This window comes from Frankia sp. QA3 (genome assembly GCF_000262465.1).
Classification (GTDB): Bacteria; Actinomycetota; Actinomycetes; order Frankiales; family Frankiaceae; genus Frankia.
Genome location: NZ_CM001489.1, coordinates 1685795 through 1701709, shown reverse-complemented (window position 1 = coordinate 1701709; position 15915 = coordinate 1685795). Strand labels below are relative to the sequence as shown.

The 15915-nt window shown below is 68.7% G+C and carries 10 protein-coding genes; 2 read left to right on the top strand and 8 right to left on the bottom strand.

Translation table 11 applies throughout. The annotated features are described in order from the left end of the window. Window positions 1-116: 116 nt before the first annotated feature. Window positions 117-1406, top strand: a complete 1290-nt coding sequence (locus FRAQA3DRAFT_RS06680) for an amidohydrolase family protein (protein WP_009738305.1) — start codon at window positions 117-119, stop codon at window positions 1404-1406. A 265-nt stretch (window positions 1407-1671) separates the two neighbouring features. Here the strand turns inward: FRAQA3DRAFT_RS06680 and FRAQA3DRAFT_RS06675 are convergent, their stop codons facing one another. The 4 genes from FRAQA3DRAFT_RS06675 to FRAQA3DRAFT_RS06660 all read right to left on the bottom strand — a co-directional run bounded on the left by FRAQA3DRAFT_RS06675 (window position 1672) and on the right by FRAQA3DRAFT_RS06660 (window position 4995). Next, window positions 1672-1905: a hypothetical protein gene (locus FRAQA3DRAFT_RS06675; protein ID WP_009738304.1), complete on the bottom strand. Its 234-nt coding sequence runs from the start codon at window positions 1903-1905 to the stop codon at window positions 1672-1674. Between the two features lies 1 nt (window position 1906). Then, window positions 1907-2581: a hypothetical protein gene (locus FRAQA3DRAFT_RS06670; protein ID WP_157467164.1), complete on the bottom strand. Its 675-nt coding sequence runs from the start codon at window positions 2579-2581 to the stop codon at window positions 1907-1909. Between the two features lie 732 nt (window positions 2582-3313). Further along, window positions 3314-4225 (bottom strand): S-4TM family putative pore-forming effector, encoded by a 912-nt coding sequence (locus FRAQA3DRAFT_RS06665; protein ID WP_009738302.1) that lies wholly within the window; start codon window positions 4223-4225, stop codon window positions 3314-3316. A gap of 98 nt (window positions 4226-4323) precedes the next feature. After that, window positions 4324-4995 (bottom strand): hypothetical protein, encoded by a 672-nt coding sequence (locus FRAQA3DRAFT_RS06660; protein ID WP_035920638.1) that lies wholly within the window; start codon window positions 4993-4995, stop codon window positions 4324-4326. 51 nt (window positions 4996-5046) lie between these two features. Here FRAQA3DRAFT_RS06660 and FRAQA3DRAFT_RS06655 point away from each other — a divergent pair, with 51 nt between their 5' ends. After that, window positions 5047-6588: a hypothetical protein gene (locus tag FRAQA3DRAFT_RS06655; protein ID WP_009738300.1), complete on the top strand. Its 1542-nt coding sequence runs from the start codon at window positions 5047-5049 to the stop codon at window positions 6586-6588. Here FRAQA3DRAFT_RS06655 and FRAQA3DRAFT_RS06650 read toward each other — a convergent pair. The 4 genes from FRAQA3DRAFT_RS06650 to FRAQA3DRAFT_RS06635 form a co-directional block, all read right to left on the bottom strand. Then, the gene (locus FRAQA3DRAFT_RS06650) at window positions 6585-9128 is read right to left on the bottom strand and encodes a tetratricopeptide repeat protein (RefSeq protein ID WP_083873510.1); all 2544 of its coding nucleotides are present in this window, start codon (window positions 9126-9128) and stop codon (window positions 6585-6587) included. The genes FRAQA3DRAFT_RS06655 and FRAQA3DRAFT_RS06650 overlap by 4 nt on opposite strands. Window positions 9129-9221: 93 nt before the next feature. After that, window positions 9222-12980: a hypothetical protein gene (locus FRAQA3DRAFT_RS06645; RefSeq protein WP_369809444.1), complete on the bottom strand. Its 3759-nt coding sequence runs from the start codon at window positions 12978-12980 to the stop codon at window positions 9222-9224. Between the two features lie 375 nt (window positions 12981-13355). Then, window positions 13356-14453, bottom strand: coding sequence for a CaiB/BaiF CoA-transferase family protein (locus FRAQA3DRAFT_RS06640; RefSeq protein ID WP_009738297.1), 1098 nt, complete (start codon window positions 14451-14453; stop codon window positions 13356-13358). An 87-nt stretch (window positions 14454-14540) separates the two neighbouring features. Further along, the gene (locus FRAQA3DRAFT_RS06635) at window positions 14541-15767 is read right to left on the bottom strand and encodes an ABC transporter substrate-binding protein (RefSeq protein ID WP_009738296.1); all 1227 of its coding nucleotides are present in this window, start codon (window positions 15765-15767) and stop codon (window positions 14541-14543) included. Window positions 15768-15915: the final 148 nt, after the last annotated feature.

Below are 15915 nucleotides of genomic sequence, written 5' to 3'. Positions count from 1 at the left end.
GCAGGGAGGCATCCGGTGAGATCCGCGCCCTCCCACCGGGACCCGGCAGGACCGGTGCACCCGGACCCACGCACGCTGGTGCGTTCTTCCGCCCTCTGTAAGCGTCAAGGAGTGTCATGCAGGTCGAAGACCTTATCCTGATCAGCGTCGACGACCACGTCGTGGAACCCCCCACGATGTTCGACGCGCACATCCCAGCGAAGTACAAGGACCGGGCTCCGCACATCGTCAAGGGCCCGAACGGCGGCGACCTGTGGGCGTTCGAGGACGGCTTCGCCCCGAACGTCGGCCTCAACGCCGTCGCCGGCTGTCCCCCGGAGGAGTACGGGCTCGACCCGACCGAGTACGCCCAGATGCGCCCCGGCTGCTACGACGCCGACGAGCGCGTGCGGGACATGAGCGCCGGCGGCGTGCTCGCGGGCATCAACTTCCCCACCTTCCCGCACTTCTGCGGCCAGCTGTTCCTGCGCGCCAAGGACAAGGACCTCGCGCTGGCCAGCGTGCGCGCCTACAACGACTGGCACATCGACGAGTGGGCCGGCTCCCACCCGGACCGGTTCATCCCGATCAGCCTGCCCGTGCTGTGGGACCCCGAGCTCGCCGCCGAGGAGGTCCGCCGGGTCGCGGCGAAGGGCGCCCGCGCGGTGACCTTCTCGGAGAACCCGGTCAAGCTGGGCCTGCCGAGCTACCACAGCGACTACTGGGACCCGTTCCTGCGCGCATGCGCGGACAACAACGTGGTCGTCTGCATCCACATCGGCTCGTCGTCGACGGTGACCGTGACCGCCCCGGACGCCCCGCCGGAGGTCATGATCTCCCTGACCCCGGTGAACAGCCTGATGGCGGTCACCGACCTGGTCTTCTCCGGGATCTTCAAGCGGATCCCGAACCTGCAGATGGCCCTGTCCGAGGGCGGCATCGGCTGGCTGCCCTACGCCCTCGAGCGCGCCGACTACGTCTACCAGCACCACCACGCGTGGACGTTCACCGACCTCGGCGGCAAGCTGCCCAGCCAGGTCTTCCACGACCACATCTGGACCTGCTTCATCGACGACCCGGTGGGCGTGAAGCTGCGCGAGGACGTCGGCGTCGACAAGATCATGTGGGAGCTGGACTACCCGCACTCGGACTCCACCTGGCCGTACGGGCCCGAGAAGCTGTTCAAGGACCTCGCCGGGGTTTCCGACGACGAGATCAACAAGATCACCCACGAGAACGCGATGCGGGCGTTCGACTTCAACCCCTTCGCTCACCGGCCGAAGGAGAAGTCCACCGTCGCCGCGCTGCGCGCCGAGGCGGCCGACGTCGACATCGAGCCCAAGAGCATGGGTCGCCGCAAGGCGGAGGCCGACGGCGGCAACACCGCGCTGCTGTCCTCGGTGGCCGCCACGGGCAGCTCCAAGTAGTTCCCCCGCAGTAGTCCCCCCGCAGTAGTCCCCACCCGCGCGGGTCGGCCCCCGGCCGGCCCGCGCGTCCACCCGCGCGCTCGCGCCGGCGCCTGCCAGACGGCGTGTAGCGCCAGCGGCCCGGGAAGGACCTCGTGGCGATGGGAAAGCGCAGGTCGGAACAGGCTGCCACCGACACCGTGAGCGCCGTACTCGTACCGGCAAGCAGGGGTCGGCTCCGGCTAGGCGGTCCCCAGGGTTCGGGGCCGGCGTCGGGGCGGGGCCTTCACCCCTCCTCGGCCAGAGTGAAGTACACCGTCGCAGTGATCTCTTTTATCGACGGATCGGAGGGCCTGGTGTAGGTGATGTCCAGAATGTTGATGGGGCCCAGCCCCTCGATGCTGTCGGCCAACCGGCGCAGGAGGGCCGCGGTGTCGCCCTCGTGATCCGTGATCGCGAACTGGTTGCACGTCCAATCCGTGACCAGTGCGCGGAGGGAGTGGGCGGCGCCGTCCGACATGTCATCCCCCACCACGTTGCTTGCGCTTGTTACGTTCACCTTCGTACTTCTCGTTCTTGATCTGCTTCCGCCTCGCCCGATCGTAGGTCGCTCGGTCGTATGGCTCTCCCGCTTCTTTCCGCCGAATCGCTTCCTCTTCCTCGGCCGTGAGCGTCTCCGGCTGCGCACCGGCCATAAGGTAGCCAATGCCGATCAAGCCTACGGCGACGATCGCGACCGTACCGGCCACCGCCCACCCCGGCGGCCCGGCTGCGGCTTCCACTGGCGCGGCCTCGGCGTCAGCTGTCAGTAGGAACGAGCCAGCCGCGATGAGCGCGGCGGCCGCATCCCGCTGGACGATGAACTCGCTGCCGGCGCGGTGTCGCATCACCGGAATATCACCGACTGCCAGCAGCCGGGACGCGATGTCCGGCAGCGGCTGGCGGGAGACGCCCGGCGCATCGCTGCGGTCCTGCGCCCCGTCCACCCCTACGCTGGCGTCGGGCTCGGAGGCAAGGGTGAGCTGGGCGGCGGCCACCCGCAGGCGGTCGCCGGTAAAGGCAGACACGAGCATCGCCGCCGCCGTCTCGTCACCGTCAGCGGCGACCGCACGCATCTGCTCGAGCGTGCTCGCAACCGTGGGCAGGTACCGCTCGGAGTCCGGTCCGGACCCCGCGTCAGCGTAGATCTGCTCCACTCGTCTGATCAGCTGTCGCAGCGTCGCCTTCGAGTCCGGCACCGATGTCTGCGACGGGGCGTCGTCTGCCTGGCGTTGCACAACCGGGGACAGGGACGGGAGCAGGGCGAGCACGCTCCGAGAAGACGCGGCTCCAGGACTCCGCAGCATGCCCACCGCCGCGTTGCCTGCGCAACGCTGGAGGCCGAGGACATCATCGGCGCCACGCAGTCCCCCGAGGGGTGCCTGCCGGATCTGGCGCGTCACGGTCCGTCCACGGGACTGATGGGGCGACGGCGCGTCGCGGTCTCTGTGACGATCCTGCATAGCCGCCTCCTCGGCCGGAACTATACCGGCGAGCTTCGGCGCCCGTGACCCGCTACGAACAGCCACCGGTGCCGACAGGTCTGCCCGAAAGCCTGACCGGAAGGGTATAGCCGGGTCACCGCCTGCCCACCCGGCGGCGCCCGGAAAAATAGCACGGCGAATACCGCGCAGCGCGACCACGAGGTAGCGAAGAAAGGGGGTAAGGCAGCGCAGGGCCGCCCTCTCCTCGCGAAAGAAGTGCGCCCACAGGCGGCGTCCGGCCTCTCTGGCGGCGATGATGAACGACCGCAACCGCGGGATCACTCGATCACCCCACCCAGGTCAACACGCCGGCGGCGATGCACGACGGCACCTACCGCAATGCTCCGGCCTGGCCTCGAGAACTCGGCGATTGTGTGCGGCGGCTTCGGAGGCGTGGCGGCCGGGTCAGGAGGCGGCGCCTGCTGGGTTTCCGAACCTTTCCTCGAGCACGCGCATTTTGAGTCGAAAATCGGTCATGTCGCTGTCGTGGAACCGCTGGAAGAACCAGTTAGGTACCCGTGGCTGTTGCCGGCGGAGCTGGAACAGCACGTCCTGTATCTGGCGGGTGAACAGAGTAAGAGCAGGTTCCGTTGCGAGGGCAGGGGAGGTGGCATCCTCGCTCGCCGCGCGGAGCAAACCGAGCACTCGAGTGCGTTCACTGGTGATCGAAATCTGTGCCCGATACGTGTCCAGGCAGAGCAGCAGCAGCCCGAACGACGGGACGAACCATCCGCTTGCCAGTTCGCTGATGGTGCTGTTGGTAACGATTCCGACGACTACGCCTGCCGCACACCAAAGCGTGACGACGGCGACCAGCGCAGCTGCGAAACGTCGGCGGACACGTGACCCCCAGGCAAGGTTCTGTTCGAGGCAAAAAAGCATGTCATATGGTGGGGGAACGGCAGCCACCAGGTAGTAGTCACGCAGCCGGCTCTCGTCATGGCGGAATCGGCGGCTGAGCCGGCTTAGTTCGTCCTCGGGCACACGGTCGCCGGCGACGACCGCGTTCCACGGCAGGTTGAACAGTACGACATCGAACATCTCCTGCAATGTCGCGCTGGTCTGCAGGTGCCGTCCAGACCACGGGACGACGAAGATCGCGTACGTGACAGCCCAGAGGGCGCCGACGAACACCGTCGTCGGTGTCATCGCGGGAACCAGCGTGGCCGCCAGGCCCAGGCCCGCGACAACCAGCGATACCGCCAGGCTGACACTCTGTGCCCGCTGGGCATGCCGGTGCGTCACCGCGACTGCCCTCAGCAGGGCCAGACAGTGCTCACTGTTTTGCAACTGATCGATCCGACGGATACCTGTCATCGACCCCTCCGAACACCACGGATCACGACTCGTTGACGAGTCTTGCGTAGGAGGCGGCCATCCTGGTACCGAAACCGTGTGAACGACAACCGGTTACCTCACACTGGTGACCCGGACGAGGCGGAGGGCAGGATCGCAAATGTGCCGTCAATGCCCAGCTCGAAGGGTGCCGGGGTTTGAGACTCCGCGGTTGTCGTGTCGAACCGCCCCAGCCGCCGCCTGGCGACGACTGCCTTGGCGCCCAACGTCCCCGTCAGTCTGACTACGTCGGCCGGCAGGTCGAGGATTACCAGCATCACCCGACTCCTGGGACGCAACCCACAGGCCGGATCGACGGGGCAGAGATCCCAGGCGAGCCGGGGACGACCGACTCCTCGCACGTCGATGCGCACCGTCTCGTCATCACTGGGGCCAGGCGCATCGTAAGCGGGCGGAAGGATGTCAAGGGCTACCACAGCCTCGTTGTCGAACTCGATGTCCACCGTCATCGACTCGTACCTGCGGTTCGCCGGCAGCTTCTCGAGGTCGAACGGCCACTGCACCAACAGGAACTGCTTGCGGTGCAGGTCGGGGCGTAGCTTATGCAAGCCCGTGAACTGGTCGGCTCGAACGGGGTGGACGGTCGGCCGACCGAAGCTGACACTTGCCTGCCGAACCAGACGCGGCTCCGGAGCGGCGAGCACCTGCTCCCGGTTGTACAGGTCGAGACGCAGGATGGTATCCGTGGAGACGGACACCTCGAACCCGGGACCTGTCCCGTCGCCAGCCACCCTGCCATCATAGTCAGCGCAACAGCCCAGCTCAGCGGCGAGGAGTACCGCGTGACGACGGAGCCGGACGCCGTGAGCCGAGCTGCCCTCTCCGGCTTGCTCGGCGCCGACGCCGCAGCCGCCCTGATAGCTTGGGGCGAGCGAGAGGCATTGACGGTCCAGGTACCCGCGGACGCCTGGAAAAACGGGGGTTACACGGCTGCGATCCTGGCGCCCGTATACGTCACCGACACCTGCACTGGCACCCAACTAGTCGTGGTCAAGTGTCTGCCGCCGGAGCAGTCAGCGGAGACGGATGCGCACGGCACGGCCATTCACGAGTGTCCTGCCGAATTCCGCCAGCATCTGGTCGAGCAGCTGTACCCTCCGATCGCGACGGCCGGCGGTCGAACATTGATGTTCCAGTCACAGGCTGGAACGAGTAGCGAATGGCGCCCACTGGCCGAGTTGCCGCCACGCCGTCTGGCCGCCGCCTGCGAGGCGGTTACCCGTTCACTAATCGCCGATTGGAACCCCGATCGACAGGTGCGGACGACCGGGGCCGTCGACTACCTGCGCGGCGAGGTCGACAAGGCCCGGTCCCTAGGTCGCCAGACCCTCGGCCAAGGTGCGGTGGCGCACTTACCATGGGTGCGCACCGGCGAGGATCTGCCGATGCCCAACCCGCTACTCCTGCACACGGGTGAATCCCTGCTCGGCGAGTTTCAGATCGATCTGGTAGTGGGCCGCGCGCACGGCGACCTGCATGGGCAGAACGTGTTGTTGCGCCAGTACGCCGACCATGCCGAGCCGGACACCTTTGTGCTCGTGGACCTGATGACCTACGAGTCGCGTTGTCCGCTGGATCGTGACCTGGTGACGCTGTTGCTGTCCGCGATTTCGCCACTGCTCGCCGACGCGTCAGACCGGCAGCGGCGGTTGATGCTGGACGTCATGGTCGACCAGCAGGCGCCGTGCGACGAGATCGCGCCGGCGTTTGGCGCTACCGTCAGTGCTGTTTGGAGAACCGCGGACGACGCCCTGCGACGTTGCGGGCGCGAGGTGTGGCGCAGGCAGTATCTGCTGTCACTGATCGCCCACGGCTTGATTTTCACTACATTCGATGACCTTGGGCCGGATCGTAGGTGGTGGTACTACCGTCTGGCCGGCTACGCTGCCCGCGAATTGCTTCGTGCCGTTGACGCTGCGCCGGTGCCCGATCAGGTACCGGTTGTGTCCAACCCGTTCACGTCGCCGGTTTCTCCCGGCGGCAGCGATCAAATCGATATTCCCGCCAGCGGAGGCTTGTTGTCGAGTACCGAGGTGCGAGGGCTCGATCTTGGCGGTGCTGGCCGGATTGGCCGTCGCGAGGTCTCCTATTCTGGCCCGGTAAAGGTCCGGGTTTGCCAAGGCTTGTACGCCGAGTGGCCGGAGCTCGCCGACTACGTCGGCGTCCCGGCCTGGGAAAAGGCTCGGTTTAAGGCTGGTCGCGGGGCGTCCGAGGTCTGGGAGTGGTTGGAGCGGCGTTTCCGGATGGACGAGTTGGCGCCTGCGCTGCGTGAGCTGGGCCGTCCGGAGCTAGCGGACATCCTCGACCGGGATCTGACTGGTTAGGCGGCGTCGAGGACAGTGCCGACTGGTATCAGCGGTGCCCAGTGGAAGATTGGTTCGGCACGCATGTCTCCATCTGACAGCAGCCAACGGGTGGCTCGATGTAGCGCGTCTGGCAGGGAACAGTGGGCCATGCCGTTGAGGATCTGTTCCGCGTAGCGGGCGGCTGGATGCGAGTCGCCCAGCTCGCCGACCGTCGCGAGTACCTCGTCCGATCTGGCCGCGAGCGCGAGGGTGGCGAGACTGATCGGGTCGCTGGGCCGTGTCTGGCTGATCGAGCCCGCCCCGCACGCCAGCAGGGCGAGCCTGCGTGGTGTGGAGGCACCGAGCAGATCGGCGGGCACCAACCAGTCGGCATGGTCGAACTCGAGGTAGTGCCCCATCCCGGGAGCCGGTCGACCGTGTCCGATCACCACCATCATCTCCCCGCCGTCGCGCAGTCGGGCGCGGGCTTCAGCAGACGACGGGAGTGGACGAAGATCGAGACGGGCATCGGTGTCGATACCGGTGAGATCGTGGTGCTCCACCAAAGGACTGCGCCAGACATCCACCGTGGTGTCGCCGTCGATGCTGATGGGCGTGCCCGCCTCCGCGGCCCGCGCCGCAAGTAGCCGCTGCACCATGAGTGACGGGCATACGGCGTAGCGGACATGCTCACCGAGCACCGTCTGGTCGGACAGGGGGACGGCGCTCCAGGGAATCATCCACAGCTCACCGACCGGAACAATGAGTAGACGCTGCTCGGGCGCTGACATGAGCGAATCGGTAAATCCCGGCGGCAAAACGGATGCCAACGGCCTGAGATCCCAGATGTGCAGCTGGATACGTGCGGACTCGTCGCCGCAGAGCGTATCCAGCAGCTCCCGAGTGGTGCCGTCGAGCTTGCTGAAACCGAGTCGTGGCGGCTCGCCGGGCGGTCTCCAGAGCCAGCCTATCCGGTCCGACTCGGTCGGATCTGCGAGCAGCTGCAGCAGGTGTGCCCCCGTCGGTGCGGAGGCTAGCAGCGGCGCACCGTCACGCTCGGGCGGCAGGTAGACAGCAGCGAGCTGGTCGTCGAGGGACAACTCGGCCTTGTCAGCCAACCCGTACCGGATGCCCATCGACCCGAGTAGCCGGATGCGCTGTTCGCGGCGACTCTCGCCCTCGACGTCGCGAGGCTGCCTGCGATGCTGGACCAGTCGCTGATCGGCATGTGCCAGCAGACCCTGTAGAAGTTCCAGCTCCTGGCCGGACGTGGGCGCGCCGGCTTCGATGAGTCCGGCCAGACGGCGCCCGGCAAGGCAATCGGCCACCACCGCAAAGACATTGGCGTCACCATGGGTTATTGCGGCGGCCAGCGCACGCGAATACGCCTGGGCAAATCGGTTGCGGTATTCTCGCTGGGAACGTTCATCGCGGTGCGCCGCGCGGAACGCCTCGACCGAGAAGACCGATTCAAGTCGGGTGCGTACCACGGCGTCAGGTTGTTCGAGCTCGGCCTGAGCTTCGGCTATCTTGTCCAGGGCGTGTGTCACACCGTTGATGTCGTCGATCTCTCGGTAGGCGGCCAGCGCCTGCTCGAATTTGGTGACAGCGTCCGCCCACTGGCCGCGGCCGCGCGCCAAACGTGCAATGTCCTGCAACGCGTGGGCCCGAGCACGCGGTAGCCTGGCTTCCTTGGCCTCCTGCAGACCGGCTGTGTACCACCGCTCTGCAGGCTCGAAATCCTGCCGGTCGAGGTGGAGATCGCCGAGACCGCTCAGCACATTAGTCAAACCGACCGGGTCGCGAATCTCGACGTACAGGCTGTGTGCCTGTTCCAGCCACGGGGATGCTTCCGCCAGCCGGCCAGCGCGGTGCAGCAGGGCACCCGTCCGGTGCGCCGCGTTCGCTTTGCCAATCGGTGAGCCAACCTGTTCAAATGCGGTGTACGCGGTGCTGGCGAGATCGATCGCGCCATTAAGGTCACCGGAACGCTCGGCGCAGTCCGCGAGGCCGAGCGCGGCATTGGCCCGATACAGTGGATCTTCGAGTTCGGCGGCCAGCGACTCGGCGAGAGTGAACCGCTCCGTAGCTGTACCCGCGGAGGCGTAAGCGATGGTCAGGTAGCCGAGTGGTACCAGTGCGCGTAGCTGCCCGAAACGGTAGCGGTCGGTGACCGACAACGACAGTGCTTCCTCGTAGGCGGCGATAGCGCTGTCGACCTCGTCCACCGCCCGCGCAACGTCGCCAGCTCCTATGAGCGCGTGTATCCGTACTACCCGGTGGCCCGCCGTGGACTCATGTTCGGCTAGTTGCGTGAACGCCTTTCGCGCCCGGTCGTGGTCGCCTCGCCGGATCGCCAGGTCGCCCTCTGTCTCCAGGTCCAACACCTCACGCCACTGTGACGGCTCCAGACCGGGTTGGAGCGGGCCGTCGGGAGCGATCGGATCGCGCAGATGCCGGTACCTGCTGCGCAACGCAATCGGTCCTGGCGCGGGCACTGCTTTGAGGATCTCCAGTCGCGTGCTGCGATCAGGAGCAAGCCACGCGCGGTAGAGCGGTTCGACCGCATCATGATCCATTTTTCTGCTCTTTCCGAACGGCGCCCGCTCGCAGAACAGCCGGCAGCCGACTGTCCCGCCGAATCGGCTTCTGCCGCTGGTGGGCCGGTCGCATCAATGGTCCGGCCACGCCAGCACGAGGGCGCCCTGACGGCACCAGATCAGGACCTTCCGGCGGCCCACTACAGCGATCGACAACACCCGTGAGCCTAGCGCGATGCGGTGCAACGGCTGCTCTTGGAGCCCGTCCTCGCCGACAGGCGTGATCAGAACCGTGCCGACCCGGTCGCCGGTGACCGCGAATCCCGTACCGTCGACCACGCTGAGGGCAACAGCCGTCACCGGCGTCGCGTGAGAAACGGCTGACTCGCCGTACGGACGCGGGATGGAGGTACGCAGCGACCAGAGCCGGACCGCACCTGCGGCGTCGCCGGTGAGCAGGAGGTCGCCCGACACGGCCGTGCAGGTGTCTGCCTGGCCCAGTGGCCACGTCGGCGCCGCGTCCCAGTCGTCGAGCTCGGCCCAGGCGCGTAGCCGTACGACACCATCCACGTCGCCGCAGGTCACCACCGGGGTGCCGTCAGCGGCGTCCCCGACGGAGATCGAGATGGCGTTGCGAACGCCTGTCTGCACCGTGCGGGACGTGGCCCCGTGCGGCCCGGACACCTCGAGACTGCCGTCGTGCTTGAGGGCGAGCGTGACGAGTTCGCCGTCGATGGTGCTGATCGCGAACGCCCGGAACGGATGGATAAGTATCGGCCGGCGCCGGGAACCGGGCTTGGCCGGTCTCGTCACCAGGTCGGCCCGAAAGGCGCGAAGGTTTCCGTTGCCGTCCACCGTGCCGGTGACCATGACGCCTTCGGTGGGGCCGGGTAGGGGCCATTCGACGAGCTGGTCCTCGGGCCCGAGGGTCCACCGTTCAGCGCCGGATCCCACGCGGCGGAGCACTGAGACCGATGTGACCCCGGCGGAGGCACCGGCGATGTCGATGTCATGCTGCTGTGTGTTTGGAGGGACTGGCGTTCCCGAGAGCGGCCAGACTGCCACCTTGCCGTCGCGGCCGTAGCTGACGCCCATGGTGCCGGTTTCGGTGCGCACGACCGACAAGGCGATCACCTCGTCCTGATGCGGGCGGCCGCGTCGGCGAACCGTGAGGTTCCCGTCGTCGTCGAACACCCAGTAATGCACCATGCCGTCGCCGTCGCCGATGAGGATTCCTCCGTTCGCCGTGTCCGCTGTCCGCGGGACGAACGCGAGGGCGGAGATCCCGGACGTCGTCACGCCCGACCCGGTACCGACCAGCCGAGCGGGGCCGGAGGTCGACTGGTAGAGATAGAGCTCTCGGCCGCCGGTACCGAGTGCAACCGTCGCTGTTTCCCCGTCGCTGACGGTCGCCACCGACCCGATCGACCAGCGCCCGGCCACGCCCAGCGGCTCGACCTGGAAACCGCCTTGTCCATCGGGACGGAACAGCGCGGCGTGGCCGTCCGATGTTGCGCCGACCAGCACCGGCACGTCGCCGGCCAGGAAGAGCGCGACGTGACGGACACCTGGCCTCTCGCCGCGGGCGAGTACCCGGAGGGTGCCGTCGGCGTTGACCCCCGCCAGCGTCAGCGCGCCCACCACGTCGCAGACTGCAAGCAGCGGCCCGGTCTGCAGGGTGAGCGCGGCCAGTTCGACGGCCTGCGCGGCGCCGTGGGCCATCGCCCCAAACGGCACGAGCAGGCCGGCGTCGAGATGCCAGAGTCGTAGGCTGCCGTCCCGTCCAGCGCTGCACAGCAGATGTCGACCGTCCGCCAGTTGGGTGCCGGTCACCGCGGCGATCGGTACGGACGGGGAGTGCGCGGCGTCGCCCGGCAGCGGATAGGCGATCACACCGATCAACTCTCGGACCCGAAGCCGGCTGTCGCGGTCGCCGCTCACCACGACTACCGAGCCGTCGTTGCCGCGCAACAGCGTCGCTGCGGTGGTGCCGTCCTCGAGTTGCGCCGCGACCTCGTGTTCGTCGGGCGTCCGCCAAGCCCCGCCGGTCACCGTCCACGGCAGTGTCAGACCGCAGGAGACGAAGGAGTCGCGTAGGGCGACGTCACCGAGTTGCTGCGCGCTGAGCGCGAGGCAGGCGGCGCGGTGGGCGGAATCGCTCGTGGTCTGCGGCAGTCGACGGTAGGCGCGGGCGACGCGTCCCCCGATGTCGGTACGTACGCGGGCAAGCGCCGGGATCAATCCCACCGGATCTGCCGTCGCCACGAACCGCAGGTCCGTGACCAGCGAGTCGAGCTGGTCGGCCTGCGCGGCGTGCTGGGCCAGATGTGCCGTCAGGTAGGGGTCGGCAGCGTCCCAGTCGAGGTGGCCGTCCGGGGCAGGTGGCACGACCGACCGCCACGCCCGCACCAGCATCGCTTCGGCGTTCCGCTTGCGGCAGCGGTTCCGGAGGTACTGCGCCAGCGCGTCGTGGAACAGCCGGTAGGTACGGCGATCAGTGCGATCGGAGGCGACCAGGTAGGTGGCGGACTCGTCCAGAATGGTGTGGACGTCGGTCGTCGAGTACCTGTGAGCCGGTTGGCTGAGCACGTTCGCCGCAGTTGTCCACAGGTCGTTGTCGGGCAGCCCGTCGCCCAGCGCGAAGGCCAGCGGCGCCAGCAACTCGCGTACGTACCGCTGCCGGTTCTCGTCGCCGAACCGCGCGATGTACTGGTCCATCGCGCCTTCGACGTCGGTCGGGAAAGTGGCCCACCATCGGTGTCGGGTCACATCCACCCGCTCGTCCCGGTCGACCAGGTTGCGGCCGGCCAGCTGCGATACCAGGAAGTTTCCGCCGGCACGCGTCACGACCGCGCTCGCGACGCGGCCGGCCAGATTCTCATGACCCACGTACGGCGAGCGAGGTCGAGCAGTCCCCGAATCGTCTAGCCGGCTTCGTACATAGTGAACGACGTCAGCGAATTCCAGGTAGGGCGCCCGGTCGACCTCGAGCATCGAGTCCGCGGTCGCGCCAAGTACCAATTTTGTGATGTCGTCAAGCGTGGTGCCGTCGGGAGCCCGCCTGACGCTGATCACCACCCGGATTCCCCGACGATCCGGGTCCCGGCTCAACCGAATCAGCAGCGTGGCGATCTGCCTGATGTGATCGCGTTCCGCTTCTTCCAAGCCGTCGATGACGATGTGGAATCCGCCCTGTTGCCGGTGCAGCGCCGCAACCAGGTGGTCTTGATCGGTTGACTCGACCCGGGCGGCCCGTGCCAACTCGGCGACGACGTGCCCGACGGTCTTGCCGGTGGCGCGGACGGCCACGTCGACCGCGCCGACCAACCGACGAGTGCCGACCAACCGACGAGTGCCGGCCGTCCGGTAACGCCGCGGCATCTTCCGCCGCAGTTCCGGGTCCGCCAGCACGAGAACATGGGCCAGCAGCGACGATTTCCCGCTGCCAGGTTCGCCCAGGACGACCAGAGGGGACCGACGGGCCGTCGGTCCGGTCAGGAATTCGGTGATGCGGGCAACGGCGACGCGCCGTCCGCTGAAGTACCAGCCGTCGCCGGCGCTGTCCGGATCGGCGCCGCGGGCGCGAGGCAGCCAATGGGTATCGAGATCTGTGTCCTCCTGGAGTGTCCAGGCGCTTGTGCCCCGTGGTTCAACCACCTGCGCCGGACTCTCGTCAGCGACTGCCTCGACAGGCGAAGGGCGGTCAGCGTCGAGTAGTTCGACGAGGTCGTCACGGTCGATCGTGCTGAGCGCCTCCCGCAGAGCGCCGAGACGGCCTCGGGCGTCCAGCCACTCCCAGATGCCGCGTGCCTGATCACCGCGCTCCAGGCGACCCCGCTCGAAAGGTGACATACCGACCAGATCAGCCAAATCGGTCCAACCCGGGCCCATCCGGTGCGCGAATTCGACCTTGGTCTGCGACGAATACAGGTGGCTCAAGGGTGTTCCCGACGTATCGAGACCGGCCTGCCGAGCCCCATGCCGGCCGCCGCCGCATCAGGATCGGCCGCGGCGGGTCCACGCAGCGGGACGTCGGCCTCCGACCTGGCGATTCGGGCTCCGCCGGCAACGTCCCAGGTCGTCGGCTCGCAGGCGCGGACCGCGCGAAACACCTGGTCTTCCGCGTTCAGTGCCAGCCGCCCGAGGCCGCGTCCGCCCACGTCAACCAGACCACGGAGCAGAATTGTAGCCAGACATGCCTCGATGGAGGAGAAGCGGGAAGCACTGCGCAAACTCGAATTATCTTGCCGCTTTTCGGGTGGACGGTCAGCGACCGCGCCAGGCGGCGAGGATCTCCTCGGCGGGTTCGGCCTCGGTGTGCGGGCGCGGCGGCGGCGCCGGGGTGGCGGAGAAGCGCGGGGTCGGCGCGGCCTGGGTGATCCCGTCGACCTCGACGACCGTGCCGCGGGCGGCGATCTGCGGGTGCGCGGCCACCTCGTCGAAGGTCAGGACCGGGGTCAGACAGGCGTCGAGGTCGGCGAACACGGCCACCCACTCGTCGCGGGTGCGGCGCGCGAAGGCCTCGGTGAACCGGGCGCGCAGCACCGGCCAGCCGCCCTCGTCGTCCTGCGGCGGGAGGTCGGCGTCGGCCAGGCCCAGGCCGCGCAGCAGGTTCGCGTAGAAGGCCGGTTCCATCGCCGCGACGGCGACGAACCGGCCGTCGGCGCAGGTGTAGGTGTCGAAGAACGGGGCGTGCCCGTCGAACAGGTTGCTTTCGCGGGCGTCGTTCCACCGCCCCTGGCCGCGAAACGACCACACCATCTGGGCGAGCAGGCTCACGCCGTCGACGATGGCGGCGTCGACGACCTGGCCGCGCCCGCTGCGTTCCACCTCGTGCAGGGCCGCGAGCACGCCGACGACGCCCATCATCGCGCCGCCGGCGAAGCCGAGCAGGTTCAGCGGCGGCAGCGGTCGTTCCCCGGCGCGTCCCAACGCCCCCAGCACCCCGGTCAACGCGATGTAGTTGACGTCGTGGCCGGCCTGCTGGGCCAGCGGCCCCTGCTGGCCCCAGCCGGTGATCCGGGCGTAGACCAGCCGCGGGTTGCGGGCGAGGCAGTCCTGCGGGCCGATCCCGAGCCGCTCGGCGACGCCGGGGCGCATCGCCTCCAGCACGACGTCAGCCGCCGCGGCGAGGTCGAGGGCCGTGTCCCGGCCCTGCGGCGAGCGCAGGTCAACCGTCACGTGCCGGCGCCCGCGCAGCACCGGATCGCCCGCCGTGGCCGGGTAGGGCCCGCCGCCCGGGCGGTCCAGGCGCACCACGTCCGCGCCGAGGTCGGCGAGCGCCATCGCCGCCATCGCCACCTGCCCGAGCCCGGCGATCTCCAGCACGCGCAGTCCGGCCAGCGGTCCCGCACCCCGATCCATCTGACCTCCGGGTCTCGGCGAAAAGGTAGCTCTACCTATGTGTTTAGCGGATTTCGCCGGGACCGGCTCCCCGCGGCGCGGCGTCGGTCAGCCGGTTGCGCTGGACGCCGGCAGCTCCCGGCCGCACAGCCGCTCGTCGAGGACGTCGAAGGACCCGGCGGCGTTGGCCTGGACGAACGCCAGGCAGGTGGTGGGCCGGCCCAGGTTGGTGCTCAGGTCGATGGGCGAGATCAGGCCCCCGGCGTCGTAGCTGCGCACCGAGCGCAGGGCGTCGACGAAGCCCCGTCGCGTCGGGCAGGCGCCGGCCTCCTGCAGCCCCCGCAGGAACAGGTCGGTGTCGATGTAGCCGATCATCGCGAGGTCCTGGCGGGGGTTGGCGATCTGGGGGGCGTGGCGCGTCATCGCGTCGACGTAACCGGTGATGGGCGCCCCGCCGGCCTCGAAGGGCCGGTAGAACAGCGGCACGACGACGCCGGTCATGGCGCCGCCCGCGTCGGCCAGCAGCTCGCTGTCGTAGCCGCTGGCCGAGAGGATCACCTTCGGGGTCCACCCGGCGGCCGGCAGCTCGCGCAGCACCGCCGGCAGGTCGGGGGTGCCGACGACGGTCACCAGCGTGTCGGCGCCGGTGGCGGCGAGCCGCCGGGCGATCGCGGCCGGGCTGTCGGCGTTCGCGGTGTAGCCGATCTGGTCGACGACGGGGATGCCGACCCCGCGCAGGCTCGCGGCGAACCGGCCCCCGGCGCCGCTGACACCGGCGGACAGGGCGGTCGTGAGCAGGACCGCCCGGGTGCCGCCGCGGGACTTCACGAAGGTGCCGTAGGTGTCGGTCGACGAACCGGTGGTGTAGGAGAAGGAGAACATGTTCCGGTTGGTCGACCAGCTGTCGCTGGCGGCCAGCCCCGCCACCGGCACGTCCCGCTCGGCGAGGTAACGCGCGCTGCCGTCGGCGGCCAGGGAGTACTCGAGGATGCCGAAGTCCTGCTTGCCCTCGATGAGGTCCCGGGCGGCGGTCGCGTTCGCCTCCGTCGTGCCCTGGTCGTCCCGCCAGTCGTAGACGATCTTCCGCCCGTGGATGCCGCCGTTGTCGTTCGCCAGCCCCAGCCGGGCGTCGATGCCGGCCCGGACGGCGGCCAGCGACGACGCGGTCGGGCCCGAGTCCGGGTAGAGCAGGCCGAGGCGGACCTGGTCGGCGGTGACGCCGGGGGTGTCGCAGCCGGCGGCCGCGGGCTGCGTGCCCGACGAGCAGCCGCCCGCCAGACCGGCCAGCGCCAGCAGCACGATGGCCAGAACCAGAGATGAGTACATACGAGGCATACCGGCGGGACTCCCGAGCGAACGCGAGGGGCGTACGGAACACGGACCCGCGGACGCGAAGGATGTCTCCGGGAATCGCCGGACGCGCGCACCCCCGTACTCGCGGATCGTCGTAGCACGGCCGGCCCGGCCATCCGCGCGGCTCCCG